Here is a 20,570-nt window from a genome sequence, read left to right on the forward strand (position 1 = left end):
TCGCTGCGAACGACTTTCGAGGACCTGCTCAGTGTCTTGACGCTCTTTGCATCGCAAGCCGTTCCCGGTTGAGCGTATAAATGCCTGTCGCGACGATGATCATGGCGCCGAACCATGTCCAGGCATCGGGAAACTGACCGAATACGACAAAGCCATAAAACGTCCCCCAGATCAGCAGCGAGTATTGCAAAGGTGCGACGACGACCGCCTGCGCTGCGTCCAGCGCCATGATGACCAGTGTCTCGCCGCACGCGGCAAGGACCGCCATGGCCACAAGAAGGACGATCTCGGTGGTGCTCGAAGGAGTTTCCCAGACAAACAGCATCGGGACCGTCAGCAAGGCGCAGGAGACAATGGCAGTGTAGGCAACGGTCGTGCCGGCACTGTCGCCACCAGCCAGAACGCGCGACAGGATTTGCCGAAGTGCAAATGCGGAAGCCGCGATCACCAGGAGCCCAGCTGCGGGGTGAAGTACACCGAGACCGGGCCGGATCACGATCAGAGTGCCGACAAAGCCGATGAGAACAGCACTCCATCTCCGTATTCCGACCGGCTCTCGCAGGATCAGTGCCCCCAAGACCGTCACCATGAAGGGAGCAACGAACGTAATGGCGACTGCGTCTGCGAGCGGCACGAACTTGACGCCGACAATGAAAAGCGTCGCCGAGACCGCTGCAAGGGTCCCACGTGCGATCTGGAGCTTCGGATTGGCGGAAACGAGTACGGATTTTCCCCTCAGGCTGATCAAGAGGAAGACACCGATCAACAGACCCAGCTGACGGCACCACACAATCTGGAACGGATGGATCGTGTCGGTAAGAAACTTCGCCATCGTATCCACGGCGGAAAACATGAACATGCCCGTCGCCATGAGCGCGATGCCGCGCATGGTGTCAGAATGCCGTCCTCCCGATGGGGATAGTTGCCCGTTTGACGTTGCGATCTTGCGCCTCCATTGACCGGTCCGATCAATGGAGCCGTGACAGAGTGTTATCCTTCAAAGACACAGACGTCCAATGCTACCTGCATGCCGGCCCGCCGGAAGTCCGCTCAAGACGTCTCGGGATGATCCTGGAATTGCTGCGCGCTGTCGCAGATCTCGTACCAGTCAGGCTTTTCCGACACAAATTCATGGAAGGAGTTGCGGACGACCGGATCGTCGTCCAGACAGTGTGCGTTGATCGGAAAGGACGCATCATCGGAAAGCGGTTCGCCGAGGGATGTTCCGCAGCGGCGGCAGAAGGAGCGAACGTATTTGTAGGGCGCTTCCGGCACAACGCACTGAATATCGGCCTCTCCGGCCAACAGCTCAAATTGTTCCCGTTTGACGAACACGAAAGGTGTCGCGCCGAGTTTTCGGCACCTGGAACAATGGCATGTACCCATCATGCCCGGTGCGCCCTTGATGATAAAACGCACGGCGCCGCAACAACAACTTCCTGAAATTTTCACAATAATCTCCTCGTGCGGGTGGTGTCGGCTTCCCAATAGCAGCACCATGCTGACACCGTATTGGCAGCATGGTGTCAGCAGGAAGTTTGCGAGGATTGGATGAGACGCGGCGATCGCTTGTTCGAACTTATCGAAATACTAAGGCAAGCAAGACAGCCGATTTCGGCATCTTCAATCGCTGAACGCCTGGAAGTTTCAAAGAGGACAGTCTACCGCGACATCGGGGCACTGATGGCACAGCGTGTACCGATCCGCGGCGAGGCAGGTGTCGGTTACGTTCTTGAAGCCGGGTTTCACATGCCGCCGCTCATGCTCACAAGTGACGAAATCGAAGCGGCCATCCTGGGTGCGCAATGGGTGCAGACACGGGGAGATCCCGGCCTCAGTCGCGCGGCTGAAAGTCTTGTTGCAAAAATCGAAGCTGTCGCGCCGCAAGACCTGCACAGTTTTTTCACGGACCACGCGACGAGCGTTGCCCCGATTGACATTCCCGACGAGGTTTTCAGCGCGTCCGAGTTTCGCGCTGCCATCCGCCAACGACGGAAACTCCGGCTGCGCTACCGGGACGAGGCGGGAGCCATTACAGATCGCATCGTCTGGCCATTCCTGATCGGTTATCGGGACCAGGGCCGGATTGTTGCAGCCTGGTGCGAGTTGAGAGAGGGCTACCGGTATTTTCGAACCGAACGGATCATCCAGGCGAGCGTTCTTGATGCAATCATTCCCAAACGCCTGGACCGATTGCGTGCCGACTGGAAAAAGGCGATGGATGCGGAGCGGGACCAATATGTGCTGCCGGCGAACAAGAGCGATGAAAACAGCGTTCCGGCAGTGACCAAAGATGAATGAAATTGCCGCACACGAGCGTTCGTCGCGTGCGGCAAGGTCCATATGAAGGGTCCCTACCCCCGCAGCCGGTGATGCAGGATGATGGGGACGGCGAGTTCCTCCTCGTCGGAGAGGTGGCGGTCGAGAAACGCTTCGATCGTTCCGGCCAGACCATGAAGCTGACCGGCCTCTTCGCGGGCCTGGTGTTCGTCCAGCTGGATCAGCTTGATCGCACGATTGGCCGTTTCGGTGAACCGGTCCAGCACGAGATCCAGCTCCTGGTGATCCTTTTCCAGGATTTCCAGACCTGCATCAAACCGCGGGTCCGCTGCGGAGAGTTCCGGAAAGTAGTTGGTGTCTTCCCAGGTGTGGTGTCCGTGCAGGTTCGCGACCAATGCGTTGCCGTAGTAGGAAAGCCGGGCAGCGTAGTCGTCCGGTTCCCTCGACCTGTCCAGGTAGAGCTCCGTTTCCGCGCGCACCAGTTCACCCAGTTTTCGGAACATCTGGTGTGCGCCAAGCCAGTGTCTGGTTTTTTCCTTGAAACCCGGATGCGCTTCCCAACTGTCACGAGGATAGTCGCTGAGAAGAACGCGCATGGGTTCGGGCATGTCGTGGGTACGGATGTCGAATTCCTGTGTCATCGCCATCTCCTTTCCGCGCATATGTCGGATGGGACGGCATCCGTTACCAGTCGCCTAAGCGCATTGCCGTTATGCATCAGGAGGTTAGCGGCAATTTGACCACCGCAACCACGCACCATTCAGTTCATCCCTCACGCCGTGGTTTCCCGGTCACCAGAAAGATTGCGACCAGGATAACCGCGAGGGCCGCCAGCTGATGCGTCATGATCGTCTCCGAAAGCACCGTCACGCCTATCAGCGCCCCGCCGACCGGCACAGCAAAGTTGACTTGCGACATGCGTGTTGCCCCAAGGCGCGGCACGAGTTGGAAATAGATGAGGGTCGCAAGTGCTGTTGAGAACAGCCCGAGATAGACAACGGTTCCGACAGAGCTGGCATTCAGTTCAATCGTTGCCGGATCGGGTCCGGAGAAGACTGCCATCGCAGTAATCGCGCCTGCCGCGACAATAGTCGAGCCGGCGGCCATTTCCAGCGGCGCTCTTTTGACGAAGCGTCTCACGTAGATGGTGGTCGCGGCGTAGCATAGAGCGGCGGCAAGGATCGATAGTTGCGCCGGAAGGTCACCACCCAGTTGTGCAAGCGAATCCGGTCCGACGAGCAGGACAATACCGGCGATGCCACAAATCAGCCCCAGGACGATACGGCGGGTCAACTGTTCGTCCGCAAAGACGAACGACGCCATGAACACGGTGGTGACGGGCGCTATGCCCATCAATATGGATGCCAGCGCGCTGTCGACCGTCTGCTCGCCGTAGGAGATCAGAAGAAACGGAATGGCGCTGCCCAGGAGACCGCTGACGGCATAATGCATCCAGTCTTCCAGCCTGCCGGACAGATGCATACGGCTCATCTTCAGCGCACCGTAGAGACAAACCGCACCGATCAGCAAACGACCGGCGACAAGAAGCACCGGATCGAGGGATTGAACCCCGATTTTGATAGCCGTGTATGAAGAACTCCAAAGAGCTGCAAGAATCAGCCAGAGGACGATATCGCCGTGGCTCGCATTTTCTTTCACCTGTGGCTCCTTTCTTTGCTACTATATTCGTAGCATACTTTGCTACGTTTTTCGTAGCAAGCAAAAAGGAGCAGGCATGGCAGACAAGTCGTCGAAACCGGATGTCCCGCAACCGGGCAAACCCGTGCGGGGCTCAAAGACGGGGCAGCCGATCATGGTGCTTTTCGATCTGATCGGCCGGCGCTGGTCGATGGGTATCCTGTGGAATCTCAGTGACGGAAATCGCACTTTCCGCGACCTTCAGGAAAGATGCGGGTCCGCATCTCCGAGCGTCCTGAACACACGCCTGAAGGAGTTGCGCGCTGCTGGTTTGATCTACAACGCGGAGAACGGCTATGCACTTACGGAAGACGGCCGTGAACTTTTCGTCCGGCTGGAGCCACTTGGAGACTGGGCCATGGACTGGGTCGAAAAGCTTCGGTGAACAGTATGAATTTTAAGACAGGCCGCTCGCTGCGTTAGACGTTTCCAGGCTTTTCAATTTTCAAGTAGACAAAAGCAAAGATCATGCTTGGCAGAATAAAACGTGAATTTCATATTATTTGCGATCGAGTTCGCGCTGCGAAAAGTAATAAATAAAAAAAATTTGAGAATGTTTCAGAAATGCCTTGTTCTGGACACTGTTTCAGATTAACGGGACAGCATCGATTTTGCATGACGAACTTTGTGACCGCGCTGCGATATGCGCTCTGAACGATCTTCCCTATCAACGTCGACCTAACCGCTGCAACTTGCCATGAGCACGTTGCGCACCTCTACTGACCGATTGAAAGGAAGTCGCAATGACCATCGGCACCGTTAAATTCTTCAATACAACCAAAGGCTTCGGCTTTATCCAGCCTGAAGACGGTTCAGCGGACGTGTTCGTCCATATTTCCGCAGTTGAACGCGCCGGCATTCGTTCGCTCGTCGAAGGCCAGAAGGTCAGCTTTGATGTTGTCCAGGATCGCCGTTCCGGCAAGTCTGCTGCTGACAACCTGCAGGAAGTCTAAAAACGTCTGGTTATCTCAATCACTTTGCGCAAGTGGTTTGGGATAGCAGTCATTCGGGCAAAGGCCGGGAGCATTTCCCGGCCTTTCTTTTTTAGCCGCCACGAAAGGGACATGCATGTCTTCCGATAAATCCATTCGGCCCAGACGAGAAACAGCCGAAAGCAAAGCAGAAACATCGAAGCGCATTTCACAGGAAATCACGATGGCGGAGACAGAAGTGCGCGATGCGAAGACCGCACGATTGCGGGCGGCCCGGCTTGCAATGCAGACAGGTCAGCCTGGCAAGACGCATTCCGGGTAATCGAAACGGAAATTCAATTCCCGACGATAGTCATATCTCGTTTCTCAGGAAGCATAATAATCCGCAACTTCGGATTCTCAACGCGGTCATCAGTCCTCTAGAATGACGTGCGGAACGAAACGGGACAGATCCTGGGTGACGGGGTGGCGATCCTCGCGGATGCATATTCCCGACGCGAGACCGCCGATAATCCATGACCCGATCATTGAGTAGTCTTCTCCGATTTTCGGCGGCTCCTGGTATGCCTGAAGAATGTGCCCCTCCTGGCCGTAGTGACCCGGTGTCGACAACTCATTTCCTTCGACGCCGCGAACCGTAATGTTAGCACCTTCCCGGCTGAAGAAGGGTTTGCGCACATGCGGCTCCTTCAATATGTCCGCGTTCGCATCCTCTTCGAAACAGGCCGGAAGGAGATTCGGATGTCCCGGAAACATCTCCCAAAGCAACGGCAGGATCGCCTTGTTTGACAGGACCGCTTTCCAAGGGGGCTCAATCAGCCGCAAAGGCGCACCGGGCAGAAAGGGTCCGTATTCCTCGCGGAACATGTCCTCATAGGGGTAAAGCTTAAAAAGAGCGTCGATAACGAATTCGTCGTTGTCCGCGAAACGCCCCTGAGCGTCGGCACCAATCTCTTCTACTGCGACAAAATGCGGGTTGAGCCCGGCCTGTCTTGCACAGTCTTCCAGATACCTGACCGTAGCCCGGTCTTCATCCTGATCCTTGGATGAGGCGAAGTGAATGTGATAGCCGGGCGCAAACATGGCGGCGAAACGTTCGATCAGCCGATCCTGCACGGAATTGAACTGATCTGCTTCTTTCGGCAGGACACCGGCTGCAATCTGCTCTTCCAGCCACATCCATTGAAAGAACCCGGTCTCATAGAGAGCCGTCGGGGTGTCGGCGTTGAACTCCAAGAGCTTCGCAGGGCCCGTTCCGTCATAGAAGAAGTCAAACCGGCCGTAGAGCGAAGGCTCGGAGTTCACCCAGGAGCTGCGGATCCAATCGTGATATTGTGCGGGAATGGCCATTCTGCCGAGCAACCCGGTATCGTGGACGACGCGCTCGACCAGGTCGAGACACATGCGATAGAGATCCTGGGACGGATCCTCCAGATCCCGTTCGATTTCCTCCAGCGAAAACACGTACGCCCGGCTCTCGTCCCAATAGGGCGCGCCATACATGGTATGAAAGCCGAAACCGAGTTTTTCGGCCTGTTCTTTCCATCCTGGTCGTTCCGGAACCGATATCCGTTTCATCTGCAGGCGATCAGATCTTCAGAGTTTTTCAAGAAGCGCGGCGACGTCACTTCTGCCCGGGTTTTCGAGCGCCTTTATCTTGGCTTCCAGATCTGCACCACTTTCCAGCCGTGCCTCTTCATCGGCGGCCTCAAGCATGGCTTGCTGCTCGGCCTGCCGCTGCTCAAGGCGAGCCAGACTGTCAACCGCGCTGGCAAGCTTGCCGTCTGACGCCGACGTGTTGGTGGAGGCCGCCTTTTGAGCTTTGATCAACGCCTCATTGGCCTTGGCGCTCTCCATCTTGCGCTGGAGCGTTTCGATCTTGTTTTCCGACTGACGGATCGTGCTGTTCATCCGTTCCTCGGTCGCCTGGTACTGGTCGAACAGTTGCTGATCGGCCTCAACCTTGTCACGCAGTTTGAGGACGCTCTTGATGATCTCGATGGCAAGCGGCTCATCGCCTTGTTGCTTGGCCGTTCTGGCGGCCTCGGTCCTGCGTTCGATCTCGCCCATCACTTCGGCGATGGATTTTTCCTTAAGCTTGCGATTGGCGGACATGCGCGCCTTCTCGTCCTTGGCGGCGGCGATTGCCTTCCTGGCTTCGCGCACTTCCTGCTCAAGTATCGTCATGAGATTGGCGTCCTGAACGGCTTCCCCGGCCTTGTTGGCGTGGCCCTTGAACGCGGTAATCAACTTGCCCCAAACACTCATGTCTCTGTTTTCCCGTTTCAATCCTTAGGCAGGCTTCAGGCCGCGTTCGTGCGCGGGCCGACATCCGCGGCCAATTCAAGCGCACAGTTGGCGATCGTGCGCACCTCGGTCTCGACCGATTCCAGTGTGGAACGAACTGACATGGCGCCGAAAAGCTCGTAATATTCCTCGCCGTCGACATCATCGATCGACAGGGCGCAAAGCGGCAACAGCTTTTTGTGGTTTCGAAGCATCATCGCTTCGAATGCTGCCGGATCGTCCTGCATGGCACGTGGCCACAAGACGACCGAGGTGAGGATCTGCGTCTCGCCAAGGGTCATATAGAGGGTGATTTCGCCGGCCGACTGAAGCTGTACCTCAAGAACGTCGGACTGAACTTCGTTGACCGTGCAGCGGATCTCGTTTTCGCCGAATGAAGCGGACTTCTCGAGTGCCTCCTTCAGCTCATGTAATGACCAAGGGGTTTGACGCGCGCTCATTCATTGGCCTCCAGTTGACGGCCGGGCCCAGAACCCAGCATCGAACAAGTAGAAGTGAAGCGTTACCGTTTCAAGCGATTTTTGGCATGCTACCGCGATTTGACAAGCTCGCCTGCTCTCGCCACATTACTCCGGCGATTCAACGGGGGAAGAATCCGTCCGTGCCAATTATACAATTACTCATTTCGCGGGTTTATCAGCACGTTATCGAGCTTAAGCTTTGGCTTCTTGCGACGCTGATCTGTGCCTATCTGTTCATCTCTTGGGTTCTGTTCATACTCGCAGGCGAGACCGGACTGACATCGAACCCGCTCACGTTCATCTATTTTGCCGCCACAACGGCCTCAACCGTCGGATACGGCGATCTGTCACCGGAAACCGATGCAGGCCGCATGGTTGCAGCCTTCTGGTTTTTTCCCGGCGCACTGTTGATTTTCTCAGCCGTTCTTGGCCGCCTGACCGGCGTACTGGTGGAAGGAGTTAGGCGTATGGCCGACGGAAACGGAAACTACGAACGCGTGCAAAACGCGACTGTCATTGTCGGGTACCACCGGGACAAAACCCCGCTCATGGTGGAGAATCTGATCGCGGGACAAGATGGCGACGACAAGATTATTCTGCTCGCGACATCCAAGAACGTCGACCTTCCTGAAGGCATCCGCCTGATCCGTGCGGACCGGCTCGACGCATTGCAATCTCTCAAACGCGCCGCGATTTCAGGAGCACAGAAGGTTCTGGTTTATGCCGGGACCGATGCCGAGACGTTCAACACTTGTCTCGCCATTCGGGAACTGAACACAGACGTTCACATTGCCGCCTATTTCGAAGACCGGGACACGGCCCGGCGCGCCGGCAAGCTGGCGAACGTAGAGCCCGTCGTTTCGAACGCGTGTGAGTCGCTTGTCCGCGCGGCGCAGGATCCCGGCGCCGGCCAGATCCTCATGGCCTTGTCGACTGCAGGGTTCGGGGCGACAATCTACTCGGCGATCGTCGAAGCCGACGGCACAACAGGAACCGCATCGATCGAGGCTTCGTTGAGCAGGTCCAACGGCACCCTGATCGCGGTCAGGGTACCCGGCAACAAGGACTTTCTGTTCCGCCCCTTCCCGAACGAGCTGGCTTCAGGTGGGTCCATATATTATCTTAGCAACGAGCGACTGAGCGCGAGTGACATCTCCAATGGTCTGGAGGGGGCAAATGTTCGGATCACTGTTTAAGCGTTCAAAGGAATGGCAACCGCCTGAAATCCTCGGACTGACGATCGGACGTGGCATCACTTTCGACCCGATTGCGTTGCGCTTGCTTCCTGCCGAAAGCCTGTTGGAAAGACCGGACACCACACTGATGATCACCGCGCAGGGTCATTGTGACCTAGGCGAACAATCCCATATGCACCGGTTTTATCCGGACGATGACCGGTTTCTCGTACAAATCCAGGGGGGCGATGGCGAAGCGGACACGCGTGTCGATGAGGTGATGCTCTGGTATTTTTTCGATGTTCAGTATCCCACCAGCGACACCGAGTGGAACAGGCTCAAGGACGCAATTCGCCAGACGACCTACACCGTGCCTCATGAAGGCACGGACTATCGTTTCGAACGCGCCTGGTTCGACACCTCTTCCACGCCGGAAGACCCGATGACATACTGGGAAGAAATCTGCGACGACCGCTCCGGAGGCGGACGGCGGCGTATCTTTCAAACTGCGATGCTTTTTGCCCGGCCGCTTCAGGAAGGCCGGGATGAAATGCTTCTTGTCAATCTGGAAGAACCCGACAATGCGGAACGCAGTATCGCCTACATGATCGGTTTTCCGCTCGAACAACATAATTTTTCTGTCTAAGTCCATTACCGGAGATCAACAATGGCTGACCTACAGGCATCCCTAGCCGGCATTATTCCCTTCATTGCCTATTTCGTTGCGGCAATTGCCATGTTGCTGATTTTCATGAAAATTTACACCGTCATGACACCCCATGACGAAATGGCCCTGATCAAGGAAAACAACGTTGCGGCTTCGCTCGTTTTCAGCGCGGCGTTTTTCGGGTTTTCGTTGCCGTTGGCAAGCGCTGCCGCGAATTCGGTCAACATCATCGATTTTATTGTCTGGGGCATCATTGCCTGCGTCGCGCAATTGATTGCCTACCAGGTCTTCCGGCGTTTTTACCCGAAGATCACCTCGCGTATCGAGCAAGGTGAGATTGCCATCAGCACGAAGCTTGCCGCAATCTCCGTGACGGTTGGACTGCTCAACGCCGCCTGCATCACCTACTGACCGATTTCGAATTGGCTAACCCATGGACAATCCCATCGGTTCCTGAACTTTCCAATTTCATCAGACCGCACCTACGGTCGGGAGAATTTTCATGAAGCGTTCCAAGTCAATCAAACTGGTGGTCATGGCAACGACATCCGTCACACTCGCCGGGTGCTCGCAGGAGCCTGACGTTGAAGGACGCGTTTACAAAAGCGAAACCGAATGTGTCGCCGACAGCTATGTCGCCGATGAAGTCTGCGCAACGGCTCTCGCAGCCGGTGCCGACATACACAAGGCCTCCGGGCCGCGATACGCCTCGCCGACGCTTTGCAGTGAACAACATGGCAACAATGTCTGTGTCAGCGAATCGACGAACCAGGGCACCTACTACACACCGCGCCCATCCGGATATTTCCTGGCTGGAGCACTTACAGGCGCGTTGACCAATGAACTTCTGCGTTCGAACGTTCGGCCCGTTTATCCTGAGCGCGGAAGCAGCCGGTATTACACATCGCGCGGGTATTATGTCGGTAGCTATGGCGGCGGCAGCTGGCGCACCTATAACGACGCCGTCAAGAGCCCTCCCAGCCCGGCGCGCGTTCAAACGCGCACGTCGATGGCATCGCGTGGCGGGTTTGGCAGCCGCTCAAGTTTCGGTTCCAGAGGCGGATAACAACGGCGGGGGCGACGGCGTATCGCCAAAAGCAGTTTTTACTGCTTCGCGCCGAAGTCCCGCCAATAGATCGAACAGAAGTGCCACGAAATCAAAGCTTCTTCATCAGGTTCGCGATTTTCGTGCGAAACCAGATGTGAGCCGGATCGTTGTGCCTGCGCGGATGCCAGAGCATATCGACAGAAAAACCCGGCACATCAAACGGCGGCGACCGGGCAATCGTTGTTTCGCTATAGAGCGACGCAAGACGCCTTGGAACAACGCACAGCGCGTCTGACTGCGCGACCAGAGCCGGTGCCAGCAGGAAGCTGGGCAAAGACACGCTCACGTGCCGGCTTGCGCCCAGCCGGGAGAGCGCTTTATCCACCGCCCCGACAAATCCGCCTCCCTCGGGCGAAATCAGGATATGGCGCGCGGCGCAAAACATCTCAAGCGTCAAATCCCGATCACCGAGAGGATGGCCTGAGCGCATGATGACGCAGAACGTTTCCGTCAGCGCGGTCCGCGACCTTGCATCCGGCAAGTTCATTCCGGTGACAAGAGCAAGCTCCGCAGCATCGCCTTCCATTGCATCCCACATGGACCTGGGTTCAAACGGCAAGAAGGCCAACCGCGCCATAGGGGCCGACGACCTCACCTGTTCTTCCAGCCGGTTCGCGACAATCGCATGAACATAGTCCGTTGCAATCAGGCCAAAGGTCTTGCGTGTTGTCGCCGCATCGAAAGCATTGTTTTCCCTGACGAGCGCATCGAGATCCTGAAGGTGTCTGCGCAGGTCACCCTGCAGTGCACGGGCCCGGCTTGTGGCAACCAGATGACGTCCGGAAGGTGTCAGAAGCGGATCGTTGAACAGGTATCGCAACCTCTTGAGCTGAGCTGACATGGCCGGTTGACTGATACCGAGGCGACCAGCTGCAACCGAAACACTCTCGTGCTCCAGCAACGCGTCCAAGGCCATGAGGAGCCCCAGGTCTCCCTGCTTCATATCCATTTTAATTATGCCTGACATACAAATTTGAAATTTCAATTATGAAAGGATCTCCGCCAAATACAAGCCAGCACCAACAAAGGAGATGGTCATGAAAATCGGCATCATCGGCTCCGGCGGCATGGCAAAAGCGCTGGCCGGCAAATGGAGTTCCAAACATCAGGTCATGTTGTCAGGCCGGGACCTCGACAAGGCCTCCAATGTCGCAGCAGAGGTCGGCGCAAGCGCAGGCACGGCAAAAGAAGCCGCTGCATTCGGCGAAGTGATTGTCCTCGCAACACGTTGGGAGGACGTCTTCAGCGGTATCGACAGCGCAGGTGGCCCGGAGGTCTTTCAAGGCAAGGTCGTCATCGACATCAACAATCCGGTCAACTTCGAGACCTTTTTGACGACGCGCGACGACAAAAGGTCGCTGACACAAGCCATTGCCGGTCACCTTCCGGGCGCGCATGTCGGCAAGGCCTTCAACATGGCACAGGTGGCCGTTTGGGAAGACCAGGACATGACCTATGACGGTCGCCAGATGGTGACTTTGTACACGGCCGACGAGCGCGCCGACGCGGTGATAGCTGAGCTGATCGGGGATGTCGGTGCGGAACCGCTGCGTCTTGGTGGCAACGAATATGCGTACCAGCTGGAGGCAGCGGCAGCGATCGTCATCAAGTTCCTGTTCGCCGGCCGAAACCCGCAGACCATTCTCAATTTCATTCAGCCCGAAGTCAGGGACGTCCGATGAAACTTTCCGACGTCCCGATCGCGGATGTTTGCAGGCGTAAGACTGCCTGGTCCGATCGCCCAACCCTTGAGCGCAGATAGCTGCTCCAAGTGTTTGCATCTTCAAATTCCCAAGGCGGCCGAATGTCCGGCCTCAGTTTTTGCCGCTCCAGGAGCTCTTCTTCGCTGACGCTGCTATCGATCAGTCCGAGCTCCTGGAACAGACCGACCGATGCACCCGGAACCCAGCGGCGCAGGTCATACCAGGGAACGGTTTCCCTGAGACGCGGGCTGAGCTTCAAGAGCGTTGTGAAACAGCTTTCTGAAATCGTTGAATAGAATTGAGGCGTCTGGTGAAGGCTCGCAACAAACTCAAGAAGGTGTCTGAGATACGCCCTTCCTTCTTCACCTGTTCCTTCCAGATCAAAGAAATAGAGATCGTTCGGCGGAACGCGCGCGAGCCGCTTCCAAAGAAGATCCCGTTCCGTGCCCAACACGGGATAAAGCTGATCGTGTTTGAAAAACCCGGCAACGGCATCAAACGTGTCCCAACTTGTCCGCCGGGCCTCGAAGGATACGGCCAGATGATCGCCATTTGAGAAGGCAAAACTCATCATGACGTGGACCGTTGCCGCCGAATTGCCGAATGGCTGGTAAATAAGCTGTATCCCGCTCAACTCATTCAGATCGAATGTTCGTGTCGTCCAGCGAGGTTGGGCAGGCTCATCAATTTGATGGACCGCGTCGCGGAAATTGATAATTTCGGCAAGATCCCCGTCGAACTTCACATCCACAATGCGCTCATGCAGCGGCACAAAGCTCTGAGGGTAGAGTTCCTTCTGGGAATAGGCCGAAAGGAACAGCGAAATAGCACCAATCACCGCGACCCGGCGCCAGTGCCGAACGGTTCCGGGAACAAACCATAATGCGGCTAGGCCTGGAACCGCACAGAGCGCAAGACCCGTCCGCAGCCAGTCGGGCCAGCCAAGCCAATAGTAGCTGGCGGCGGCCATGAAGGTTGAAGCCAGGATGACAGCGAGCCCGGCCAAGAACCCGAGAAGACGCGCAAGGCGTTTTTTCACGGCCTTCAATCCCATGACCTGACATCACTCGACCGTCTTGCAGCGAGACAAGCCGTCATCCGAGCGCCAGAAACCATTGAATGATGAACGCGTTCGCCAAGTCGACAAAGAAAGCGGATATCAACGGCAGGACGATGAATGCCAGCGGGGACGGACCGTACCGCTGCGTGACCGCTTTCATGTTGGCAATCGCAGTGGGTGTGGCCCCGAGCGCAAAACCGGCGAAACCGGCAGACAGCACCGCGGCAAAGTAATTTCGTCCCATGACCCGGAAAACGATCAGGACGATGAAGAGGGTTGCGGCAACCGCCTGCAGAACCATCGTTACCGCCAGGACACCCGCGCTTCCCGCAAGCGTCCAAAGCTCCATGCTCATCAGGGACATCGACAGGAACACCGACAGACTGAACTCGTTGATCAGATCCATGGACTGAGTACCCGCCGGTGATTTTGCTTTTTTGAAAATGGCGGGAACGAGGTTTGACAAAACAATGCCGGCAATCAGGCAGGGCACAAACAGCGGCAGTTTCAGACCTGCGGTGAGCAGGCTCTCATGGGCAGAATAGCCGATTACGATGGCGACGTGGATCCAAAGGATGCACCGCATGATTTCGACGTGATTGATCGGAGCGCGCGTTTCGTCCGTCGCCGCAGCTTCATGTGTCTCGCTCCCCTCTTCGCCAGCCGGTGCAGCGCTCTTGTTTTTGGCGATCAGGAACTTGGCAATCGGCCCGCCGAGAACGCTGGCAAGTATGAGGCCCACCGTCGCCGATGCAATGCCAAGCTCAGCAGCACCGGTCACACCATATTGCGAGGCGATTGTTGGGCCCCAAGCAATGGCTGTTCCGTGTCCGCCGATCAGCGATGCCGTGCCTAGAAGAACACCCGCCTGGGAGGGCAGGCCAAAAAGCAGCGCACCTGCCGAGCCGACAACATTTTGCACAATCATGAAAACAAGCGTGAGTGCGAGCATCACCGCCAGAATCGGACCACCGCGGGTCAGATCGGATATGCGCGCATTCAGCCCAACCGTCGTAAAGAAGTAGACCAGAAGAAAATCGCGAACCGACAGGTCGTACTCGATCGTCCGGCCCGTGCCCACCACCACGAGAAGCGCGCAAATGGCTGCGGCGAGCCCTCCGCTAACCGGTTCGGGAATACTGTAAGACGACAGGATCGTGAATCTCTTTGTGAGCCGCGCGCCCAGGAAATAAACGATTATGCCCAATGTGAAAGCTGCAAAGCTGTCAATGACGATCGGATCGGCAGCGGCCACGGGATCCATAGACTTCTCCGTATGCTGACCGTTCCCGCCGGTGGCTCACGCGTTCCTCGTCAACACGCTTGCCTTCCGATCAGATTGCCGGTCATGAACTACACTTGTCTTTAAAGACTCATCGTAGTCCATCGGCAAGACCAAGACCAAGACCATCCAGGTGTCTCATCGGAAATTGCCTTTCGCCAAGCGTACGTCGGACGAAGCGCCAATCGGCAACGGCGTCTGTCTCTCAGATCCGTTCTGCCGCCTCGAGTGCGCCTTCCAGAAATCCACCGTTTTCAGGCGCCGTTTCTGTACCCGAAAAGAGGACTCGCCCCTGCCAGGGATCTGCATCCAGGCCGATCTGGCGATACCGCGGATGGACGGATAGGTCAGGCACATCCAGGGACGTTGCCGTTTCGGGCTGCTTTGCCCAGTTCACCAGATGCACACGAACCGGGTGCGCAGCCTCCGGCCCAAAGAGTTCCACAAGATGCGCGACTGCGTCGCGTTCAAGCGGCTCATCGTCGCCGTCAGAACCGCCTCGGCCCGGGGCAACGAAACCGAACAGGGCAGCTTCCCTGGAGGCATCGACATCCGGTGACGCGTCATGGATCTCAAACAGCGGTCCACGATGGCTGATCGCATCTCCCGACAGACCAAGATCGCGCCAGAACGCGCGCTCGTAGATCGCAACAAACTTCGCGTGACCGGCCATCCAGGTCGGCACCGCATCCAGCATTTTGGAGAAACCTTCAGGCAGTGCCGGCCTGAACCGGATCCGGGCTGAAACCAGGCGCGGCGGCATGGCCAAAACGACACGGTCGGCGAGAAATCCGAAAGCGCCATCAGCTGCCGATCCCGTCAAGAGAATTCCGTCCTCCGATACGTCAAGACCCGTGACGGCGTGCTCGAGCAGGACTGCGCCTGCCGGCAAATCGGCAGCCAGCTTGTCGGTAAGCCGCGCGAGCCCCCCTGGCAGTCTCAAGGCTTCACCCATTGTTGCGAAGTCGAGATCCCGCCGGATGAGACCGTTCTGATCCTGGAACACAAGTCTCCCGGCAGAATGCTGCCGCATGAGTGGCAGATCGAGATCGGCAACGAGCTTCAACATCCGCGCGTTGTGGGGCCAAACCCAGGCAGGGCCGAGATCATAGCGAATGTCGTGCGACACCGCACCGGACAGCGAAAGAATACGGCCGCCGACACGATCTCGTGCTTCGAAGAGTTTGACACTCTCCCTCCTCGACACCAAAGATCGCGCTGACACGAGACCGCTTAGCCCTGCTCCGACAATCGCCGTCTCCACTTTTTCGAGTCTCACCGGAGTGTCCTTTCCGACCGTCAGGCGCCGGGCGCCGAAACGTGATTGAGATGCCCCGTCTTGATCCAAAGCCGCGCGCCTTCCACGCCGGCGGTCAGATCAATCTGTTCACCGACCGGCCTGCGGACCCATGACCAGGGATCCAGCCTCTCGCCACCCGAAATCACGTTGCCCTCCAAAATCAGAATTTCCGCACCACCCGGCGCATCGATCGTGGCGCCCGTGCCGGCGTCCCAGATTTCAATGCTTACTTTTTCGCGGGCATCTTCAAAAAGGGGTGAAATCCTGACGCCCTTTCGCTGTTCGTCCGCGACCGACCCCAGCTTTTTGGTGTCGATGCGCACATGGCTGCGATCCTCAGGGTCGAATTGCCAGAGCTTGACAAAGATCACCGCACCTTGCGGCGCACTCGGCGTGTGGCTCGAGCCCGGCGGATTGCGAATGTAGGAGCCGACGGGAAAGGCACCGTGCTCGTCTTCGAAAACGCCTTCAAGAACGATAAACTCTTCGCCGCCGTCATGTGTATGGGACGAGAAGGCACTGCCCGGCGCATAGCGCACGATCGTCGTCGCACGGGCGACTTCATCCCCAAGCCGGTCCAGCATCATCCGCTCAACGCCCGGCATTGGCGATTTCACCCACTTGTGGTGTTGCGGCACGACCTGAACACTCTGGTCAAATTCAGCATTCAGTTCCATGTCCTGTTTCCTTTCAGCACGGCGACGGTGCACATGACTTACGGCACAAGGCCTGCGCCAAATTGCGTTGTTTCACGTTCAGCAACGAAATTAACATAACTATCTACTGATAGATAGATCGTGATTCTATTGGAGATACTCAATTCACGAACGCGTGAAAGGACTGCCTTATCTGCGGTGCTTTCATCCAGGCAAACGTGCGTGTTCGAAGTTCGGTGTTTTGGAATTCCAGCCTTCGTGCGTCCTGCAGCTGCCTCGGATCAGATTGTACCCAAGGATCCGAGAAGAAGAGACCCCATAACGGCGATGCTCAAAGGTATCCGTAATTTCGGATACCAGGCAGGAGCTTCGCCGCGCATCGAGGCCTGCAGGTCAAGGTATAGGACAAGCGCAAAGGCGGCGGAGAGAACCAGCAAGCCCGGAAAGACTGGCATAAGCAAAGCAACCCAGCCGATCAGCGAGGGAACAACACTTAACCCGAGCCTGGTCGCGGACAGATTTGGTCGCCCTTCACGCCCCATCGTGAGACCCCACTGAATGCCGCCCAGAAATGACAGTATGACGGCACCATAAACAGCGAGTGCGTAAGCCGCCCACGCGGACCAGACTTGCGGACCGAAGACGGCAATCAGCGCAGCCGCGACAAACGGCAAAGCCCCTGTCCCGCCGAGCCACTTTGCCGGCAGCGGCACGGCTGCCTGCGTCGGGCTTGGAGACATGTGCGTATTCTCCGAAGTCATTCTCTCCCGCAACTCCAATTCCGGCTGCCCGCTAGGGTGCCGATGCCCTTATTGCAACGGCAAGCATCTGCCTCAACGTCCACTGCGTTTCATTTCCTGCCGCCGCATCGGCATTGTGTCGATCAGTGAAAAAACATTGCTTGCAGCAACAGGTTCAGAAGAGCGCAGCTTGATGCCCGTGTCCTTTCCGAATAACAGCACTTCGAAGCGATCGTCCTTTTTTCGCACGAATGTTTTCAATTCATTGCCCGACAAACCGAGATCGGGACCGGAAACGTGTGTTGCGTTGCTGCCGATAACTTCGATGACCGACATGTGGCGGTCATCGAGTTCCGACCTCATGCCCTTTAGCTGCTGACGCTGCGATCGCAGCGAAGGGTCTTCGTCGTTCGAAGCGAATACGACGAGAACCCTGTACTTCCAGGCCCAGCTATCGGACGGGCTTGCAAAAGCCGCGCTGCCAGCACCTGCGTTAAACGAAACCACCATCGCAAACAAAACTGCTATTGTTCTTGCCAACTTGTTTGAGCCCCTCCATGGACCGTCACCATTCGATTACGATCAACCGCGACCGACGGATCTGAAAGGATGTGAATTCCTGAAACAAAATACAGCGCATGCCCGCCCGCGTATTCCGGCCGTCCGCAATATGGCTTCATTGTGCTCATAAAAGTGTGATTGGCATTCGCGACAATCACTGCATGATATTGCCTTCCATTCCAACTCCCTTCTCTGGAGAATTCAATGCTCAACATTACTTTCAAAACGCTTCTGTCCGTTCTGGTGGTCGGCTCTTGGCTTACGGCCGCTCATGCCGCCGGTACAGACCGGGTTCACGTTCCGAGCGCGCATTCCGTAAAACAGACCGCAGACAATCTCGTTGCCGCAGTCGAAAAGGCAGGAGCGAAGGTCTTCGCCCGTGTCGATCATGCGGCAGGCGGAAAAAGCGTCGACATGGAAATTCCGGCAAACGAGCTCATCATCTTCGGCAACCCGCAGCTTGGAACACCGGTGATCCGCGATGCGCCTGAAGCCGGTCTCGATCTGCCGATCCGTGTTGCGATCATTGAAACCAGCGACGGCACCATCCTGGTCTACCACTCACCGGCGTCCCTTGCGGCCGCGCATGGCCTGCCGGCCGACCACCCGAGCATCGTCAAGATGACAGGTGCCCTGAAAAACCTGACGGCAGCGGCAGCGAAGTAAGGTAGCTCATCGCTGCTTCGTTGCCGGAACGCGGCAGCGATAAGCCCGGCGCAGAGTTCATTCACTCAGAACGGGCACGAACCCTTCAAAATGCGGGTGGCCGACGTACATGTGTCTGTTGCTGCCCGCGTTTTTATGCGCGGCGCGGAAGTGCTCCGATTTCGTCCAGTTGATGAAATCCTGCCGGTCCGACCAAATCGTGTGCGTTGCATAGAGGGTCGTACCGCTGTCTTCGTCGAATGCGCCCTTCAAAAGGTGAAATGTCTGGAACCCCGGCACCTCGGAAAGCCGGGAGTCGCGCTCTTTCCAGACCTGCTCAAATGCGTCCTCCTGACCCTTCAGGATCGAAAAGCGATTCATTGCCAGATACATGTTCTGCTCCAGATTGGCGGCCGTGCGCTATTGCGTGGCCTTGGCCATGTAACCTGAGTAGGTTACTCATGTTTTTCAAGTCTTTTCGCCTGTCCTCGCGAACCTGTCGCGTCGCTTGGCGCCTCTTGATCTTTTCCGGCTCGTTCACCCAGTTCACGTCACTGTGAACGGCAAATTGAGCGCAGGAGCAAACCATTTGGCCGATTGACCGTAGACACGAGCGATGGGGCGCAAGTAGGGAGCGCAAAAAATGCCTACAAACACGATCCTCGATATCGCGAGCGGAAGTAACGATTTTCAAATTCTCACCGCGGCTCTCGGAGCCTTTCCGGATCTTGCCGCCGCTGCCGGTGACAAGAACGCACTGCTTACCGTTTTCGCACCAACGGACCAGGCATTTCTCAACCTCGCCAATGCGCTCGACCCGACTGTCGGATCGGATGAGAACAAGGTCGTTCCAGCCCTTATTGCAGCATCGGAACTGTTGTCGCCTTCCGACAACCCGACGGCCTTCCTCAAGAATGTTCTGACTTATCATATCGCAGGCGGAGCACTTGACGGTGCCGCGGTGGCCGGCAGCAGCAGCATCACGACCCTTTCCGGCGAGACGATCGAGCCGGACACGTCATCCGGTCTTTCGCTCGGTGACAAGGACGACGGCTTTGCCGATCCCAACGTTGCCAATCCCGCAGGCTCGGAAAACGGCATTGTCGCGGACAACGGCATTGTTCATGTGATCGACAACGTTCTGCTGCCATATGACATCACGTTTGCAAAGGGCGGTTTCCTGTTTACCGGTAATGGTCCGGACGCTGTCATAGGCTCCGATCATTTCGACTTCATTTCGCTTGGGAAGGGCGACGACATCGCCAATGGTCTCGGCGGGCATGACATCATTTTCGGCGGCAGGGGCAACGATCTCATCAAGGGCGGTGACGGCAACGACTACCTGTTCGGTGGACGCAACAACGACACGCTCGAAGGCGGTGCCGACAACGACTACTTGAACGGCGGACGCGGGCACGACTTCCTCGATGGCGGCGACGGTAACGACAGTCTTATCGGCGGCCGCGGCAAAGACGTTCTCGAAGGTGGAGCCGACAACGATTACCTCAATGGTGGCCGTGGAAAAGACAGCCTCGAAGGGGAAGAAGGCAACGACTTCCTGGTCGGCGGCCGGTCAGCCGACAGCTTCATTTTCAACCCGTTCCGTGAAGGCGAAGGCGACGACGTTATCGCTGATTTCAATGCCAAGCGGGACAAACTGGTTCTTGATCTGCGCGATGGCGACCCGGAAGTTCTGGACGCGATTGCGGCGACGGGCGCCGCGGGGCTTCAGTTCACGGATCTGCTTGAATTCGACACCGATCCAGACACCGACGGCACCCAGGCAGCGGTTTCTTTGGGCGCGTCACACGATGGAGATCTCCTGATCACGCACCTGACTGGTACCATCGAGCTCAACGGCATTGCGTCCGACGTGGACCCCGCTGCGCTCATACCAGCGATCGAGTTTCTGGTGAACGACGAACCGCTCAGCTAACGGCAGGGCCTAGCTGCGCGCGAGCGCGCCCGAGACGGCATCGGCCATCCGGCCGGTGC

At 57.0% G+C, this 20,570-nt stretch carries 25 protein-coding genes; 10 read left to right on the top strand and 15 right to left on the bottom strand.

Translation table 11 applies throughout. From position 1 onward, the window contains the following. Positions 1-28 precede the first annotated feature (28 nt). Both Q0915_RS17295 and Q0915_RS17300 read right to left on the bottom strand, forming a co-directional pair. A complete protein-coding gene (locus Q0915_RS17295) occupies positions 29-889 on the bottom strand; it encodes a DMT family transporter (RefSeq protein WP_299476110.1) in 861 nt (286 codons plus the stop codon). A 161-nt stretch (positions 890-1,050) separates the two neighbouring features. Beyond that, complete coding sequence (locus tag Q0915_RS17300; protein WP_299476112.1) at positions 1,051-1,419, bottom strand: GFA family protein; 369 nt, start codon at positions 1,417-1,419, stop codon at positions 1,051-1,053. 132 nt (positions 1,420-1,551) lie between these two features. Here Q0915_RS17300 and Q0915_RS17305 point away from each other — a divergent pair, with 132 nt between their 5' ends. Continuing rightward, positions 1,552-2,301, top strand: coding sequence for a YafY family protein (locus Q0915_RS17305; protein WP_299476114.1), 750 nt, complete (start codon positions 1,552-1,554; stop codon positions 2,299-2,301). Positions 2,302-2,354: 53 nt separating this feature from the next. On the opposite strand, the gene Q0915_RS17310 is transcribed toward Q0915_RS17305, so the two are convergent. Together Q0915_RS17310 and Q0915_RS17315 are read right to left on the bottom strand one after the other, a co-directional pair. Continuing rightward, positions 2,355-2,921: a hemerythrin domain-containing protein gene (locus Q0915_RS17310; RefSeq protein ID WP_299476116.1), complete on the bottom strand. Its 567-nt coding sequence runs from the start codon at positions 2,919-2,921 to the stop codon at positions 2,355-2,357. Positions 2,922-3,045: 124 nt separating this feature from the next. Further along, positions 3,046-3,939 carry a DMT family transporter gene (locus tag Q0915_RS17315; RefSeq protein WP_299476118.1) on the bottom strand — a complete coding sequence of 298 codons (894 nt, stop codon included), beginning with the start codon at positions 3,937-3,939 and terminating at the stop codon, positions 3,046-3,048. Positions 3,940-4,015: 76 nt separating this feature from the next. Here Q0915_RS17315 and Q0915_RS17320 point away from each other — a divergent pair, with 76 nt between their 5' ends. Further along, a complete protein-coding gene (locus Q0915_RS17320; protein ID WP_299476122.1) occupies positions 4,016-4,363 on the top strand; it encodes a helix-turn-helix domain-containing protein in 348 nt (115 codons plus the stop codon). A gap of 358 nt (positions 4,364-4,721) precedes the next feature. Beyond that, positions 4,722-4,931 carry a cold-shock protein gene (locus Q0915_RS17325; RefSeq protein ID WP_299476125.1) on the top strand — a complete coding sequence of 70 codons (210 nt, stop codon included), beginning with the start codon at positions 4,722-4,724 and terminating at the stop codon, positions 4,929-4,931. Between the two features lie 390 nt (positions 4,932-5,321). Here Q0915_RS17325 and Q0915_RS17330 read toward each other — a convergent pair whose 3' ends face one another. The 3 genes from Q0915_RS17330 to Q0915_RS17340 are packed head-to-tail and all read right to left on the bottom strand — an operon-like array spanning position 5,322 to position 7,657. Continuing rightward, positions 5,322-6,488: a glutathionylspermidine synthase family protein gene (locus tag Q0915_RS17330; RefSeq protein WP_299476127.1), complete on the bottom strand. Its 1,167-nt coding sequence runs from the start codon at positions 6,486-6,488 to the stop codon at positions 5,322-5,324. A gap of 18 nt (positions 6,489-6,506) precedes the next feature. Then, positions 6,507-7,178, bottom strand: coding sequence for a PspA/IM30 family protein (locus Q0915_RS17335; RefSeq protein WP_299476129.1), 672 nt, complete (start codon positions 7,176-7,178; stop codon positions 6,507-6,509). 35 nt (positions 7,179-7,213) lie between these two features. Continuing rightward, complete coding sequence (locus Q0915_RS17340; RefSeq protein WP_299476132.1) at positions 7,214-7,657, bottom strand: DUF2170 family protein; 444 nt, start codon at positions 7,655-7,657, stop codon at positions 7,214-7,216. 161 nt (positions 7,658-7,818) lie between these two features. On the opposite strand from Q0915_RS17340, the gene Q0915_RS17345 reads away from it, so the two are divergent. The 4 genes from Q0915_RS17345 (at position 7,819) to Q0915_RS17360 (ending at position 10,586) form a co-directional block, all read left to right on the top strand. After that, positions 7,819-8,874 carry an ion channel gene (locus Q0915_RS17345; RefSeq protein ID WP_299476135.1) on the top strand — a complete coding sequence of 352 codons (1,056 nt, stop codon included), beginning with the start codon at positions 7,819-7,821 and terminating at the stop codon, positions 8,872-8,874. Next, entirely contained in the window at positions 8,855-9,499 is a 645-nt protein-coding gene (locus tag Q0915_RS17350) for a DUF2491 family protein (RefSeq protein WP_299476140.1), read from the top strand. The genes Q0915_RS17345 and Q0915_RS17350 overlap by 20 nt, the downstream gene beginning before the upstream one ends. A gap of 21 nt (positions 9,500-9,520) precedes the next feature. Beyond that, positions 9,521-9,931: a DUF350 domain-containing protein gene (locus tag Q0915_RS17355; RefSeq protein ID WP_299476143.1), complete on the top strand. Its 411-nt coding sequence runs from the start codon at positions 9,521-9,523 to the stop codon at positions 9,929-9,931. A gap of 91 nt (positions 9,932-10,022) precedes the next feature. Next, a complete protein-coding gene (locus Q0915_RS17360) occupies positions 10,023-10,586 on the top strand; it encodes a DUF1190 domain-containing protein (RefSeq protein WP_299476146.1) in 564 nt (187 codons plus the stop codon). Between the two features lie 91 nt (positions 10,587-10,677). Here Q0915_RS17360 and Q0915_RS17365 read toward each other — a convergent pair whose 3' ends face one another. Next, the gene (locus tag Q0915_RS17365; protein ID WP_299476149.1) at positions 10,678-11,577 is read right to left on the bottom strand and encodes a LysR family transcriptional regulator; all 900 of its coding nucleotides are present in this window, start codon (positions 11,575-11,577) and stop codon (positions 10,678-10,680) included. Positions 11,578-11,665: 88 nt separating this feature from the next. Here Q0915_RS17365 and Q0915_RS17370 point away from each other — a divergent pair, with 88 nt between their 5' ends. Next, entirely contained in the window at positions 11,666-12,310 is a 645-nt protein-coding gene (locus Q0915_RS17370; RefSeq protein WP_299476151.1) for an NAD(P)-binding domain-containing protein, read from the top strand. On the opposite strand, the gene Q0915_RS17375 is transcribed toward Q0915_RS17370, so the two are convergent. The 6 genes from Q0915_RS17375 to Q0915_RS17400 all read right to left on the bottom strand — a co-directional run bounded on the left by Q0915_RS17375 (position 12,294) and on the right by Q0915_RS17400 (position 17,909). After that, on the bottom strand, positions 12,294-13,370 hold the full coding sequence (locus tag Q0915_RS17375; protein WP_299476153.1) for a DUF4105 domain-containing protein: 1,077 nt from the start codon (positions 13,368-13,370) through the stop codon (positions 12,294-12,296). The two genes, Q0915_RS17370 and Q0915_RS17375, sit on opposite strands and share 17 nt — an antisense overlap. Positions 13,371-13,425: 55 nt before the next feature. Next, positions 13,426-14,655 (bottom strand): sodium/glutamate symporter, encoded by a 1,230-nt coding sequence (gltS, locus tag Q0915_RS17380; protein WP_299476156.1) that lies wholly within the window; start codon positions 14,653-14,655, stop codon positions 13,426-13,428. A 223-nt stretch (positions 14,656-14,878) separates the two neighbouring features. Further along, positions 14,879-15,952, bottom strand: coding sequence for an FAD-dependent oxidoreductase (locus tag Q0915_RS17385; protein ID WP_299476158.1), 1,074 nt, complete (start codon positions 15,950-15,952; stop codon positions 14,879-14,881). A gap of 20 nt (positions 15,953-15,972) precedes the next feature. Then, positions 15,973-16,650 (bottom strand): cupin domain-containing protein, encoded by a 678-nt coding sequence (locus Q0915_RS17390; RefSeq protein ID WP_299476161.1) that lies wholly within the window; start codon positions 16,648-16,650, stop codon positions 15,973-15,975. 260 nt (positions 16,651-16,910) lie between these two features. Next, positions 16,911-17,369: a DUF3429 domain-containing protein gene (locus Q0915_RS17395; protein ID WP_299476163.1), complete on the bottom strand. Its 459-nt coding sequence runs from the start codon at positions 17,367-17,369 to the stop codon at positions 16,911-16,913. Between the two features lie 93 nt (positions 17,370-17,462). After that, positions 17,463-17,909, bottom strand: a complete 447-nt coding sequence (locus tag Q0915_RS17400; RefSeq protein WP_299476166.1) for a DUF4174 domain-containing protein — start codon at positions 17,907-17,909, stop codon at positions 17,463-17,465. A gap of 225 nt (positions 17,910-18,134) precedes the next feature. Between Q0915_RS17400 and Q0915_RS17405 the strand changes: the two genes are divergently transcribed. Continuing rightward, positions 18,135-18,596, top strand: coding sequence for a DUF302 domain-containing protein (locus tag Q0915_RS17405; RefSeq protein WP_299476169.1), 462 nt, complete (start codon positions 18,135-18,137; stop codon positions 18,594-18,596). A gap of 57 nt (positions 18,597-18,653) precedes the next feature. Here the strand turns inward: Q0915_RS17405 and Q0915_RS17410 are convergent, their stop codons facing one another. Beyond that, a complete protein-coding gene (locus tag Q0915_RS17410; protein ID WP_299476172.1) occupies positions 18,654-18,968 on the bottom strand; it encodes an antibiotic biosynthesis monooxygenase in 315 nt (104 codons plus the stop codon). Between the two features lie 250 nt (positions 18,969-19,218). On the opposite strand from Q0915_RS17410, the gene Q0915_RS17415 reads away from it, so the two are divergent. Beyond that, positions 19,219-20,511: a fasciclin domain-containing protein gene (locus tag Q0915_RS17415; RefSeq protein WP_299476176.1), complete on the top strand. Its 1,293-nt coding sequence runs from the start codon at positions 19,219-19,221 to the stop codon at positions 20,509-20,511. The last annotated feature ends 59 nt before the right edge of the window (positions 20,512-20,570 follow it).

It is taken from the genome of uncultured Roseibium sp. (genome assembly GCF_947494555.1).
Lineage (GTDB): Bacteria > Pseudomonadota > Alphaproteobacteria > Rhizobiales > Stappiaceae > Roseibium.

Excerpts from the sequence above, each read along its gene's own strand:
- Q0915_RS17325 (WP_299476125.1), top strand. The coding sequence starts at position 4,722 with ATGACCATCGGCACCGTTAAATTCTTCAATACAACCAAAGGCTTCGGC.
- Q0915_RS17360 (WP_299476146.1), top strand. The coding sequence starts at position 10,023 with ATGAAGCGTTCCAAGTCAATCAAACTGGTGGTCATGGCAACGACATCC.
- Q0915_RS17350 (WP_299476140.1), top strand. The coding sequence starts at position 8,855 with ATGTTCGGATCACTGTTTAAGCGTTCAAAGGAATGGCAACCGCCTGAA.
- gltS (WP_299476156.1), bottom strand. The coding sequence starts at position 14,655 with ATGGATCCCGTGGCCGCTGCCGATCCGATCGTCATTGACAGCTTTGCA.
- Q0915_RS17395 (WP_299476163.1), bottom strand. The coding sequence starts at position 17,369 with ATGTCTCCAAGCCCGACGCAGGCAGCCGTGCCGCTGCCGGCAAAGTGG.
- Q0915_RS17320 (WP_299476122.1), top strand. The coding sequence starts at position 4,016 with ATGGCAGACAAGTCGTCGAAACCGGATGTCCCGCAACCGGGCAAACCC.
- Q0915_RS17295 (WP_299476110.1), bottom strand. The coding sequence starts at position 889 with ATGCGCGGCATCGCGCTCATGGCGACGGGCATGTTCATGTTTTCCGCC.
- Q0915_RS17340 (WP_299476132.1), bottom strand. The coding sequence starts at position 7,657 with ATGAGCGCGCGTCAAACCCCTTGGTCATTACATGAGCTGAAGGAGGCA.
- Q0915_RS17415 (WP_299476176.1), top strand. The coding sequence starts at position 19,219 with ATGCCTACAAACACGATCCTCGATATCGCGAGCGGAAGTAACGATTTT.
- Q0915_RS17410 (WP_299476172.1), bottom strand. The coding sequence starts at position 18,968 with ATGTATCTGGCAATGAATCGCTTTTCGATCCTGAAGGGTCAGGAGGAC.
- Q0915_RS17370 (WP_299476151.1), top strand. The coding sequence starts at position 11,666 with ATGAAAATCGGCATCATCGGCTCCGGCGGCATGGCAAAAGCGCTGGCC.
- Q0915_RS17390 (WP_299476161.1), bottom strand. The coding sequence starts at position 16,650 with ATGGAACTGAATGCTGAATTTGACCAGAGTGTTCAGGTCGTGCCGCAA.
- Q0915_RS17365 (WP_299476149.1), bottom strand. The coding sequence starts at position 11,577 with ATGGATATGAAGCAGGGAGACCTGGGGCTCCTCATGGCCTTGGACGCG.
- Q0915_RS17310 (WP_299476116.1), bottom strand. The coding sequence starts at position 2,921 with ATGACACAGGAATTCGACATCCGTACCCACGACATGCCCGAACCCATG.
- Q0915_RS17305 (WP_299476114.1), top strand. The coding sequence starts at position 1,552 with ATGAGACGCGGCGATCGCTTGTTCGAACTTATCGAAATACTAAGGCAA.
- Q0915_RS17335 (WP_299476129.1), bottom strand. The coding sequence starts at position 7,178 with ATGAGTGTTTGGGGCAAGTTGATTACCGCGTTCAAGGGCCACGCCAAC.
- Q0915_RS17405 (WP_299476169.1), top strand. The coding sequence starts at position 18,135 with ATGCTCAACATTACTTTCAAAACGCTTCTGTCCGTTCTGGTGGTCGGC.
- Q0915_RS17330 (WP_299476127.1), bottom strand. The coding sequence starts at position 6,488 with ATGAAACGGATATCGGTTCCGGAACGACCAGGATGGAAAGAACAGGCC.
- Q0915_RS17355 (WP_299476143.1), top strand. The coding sequence starts at position 9,521 with ATGGCTGACCTACAGGCATCCCTAGCCGGCATTATTCCCTTCATTGCC.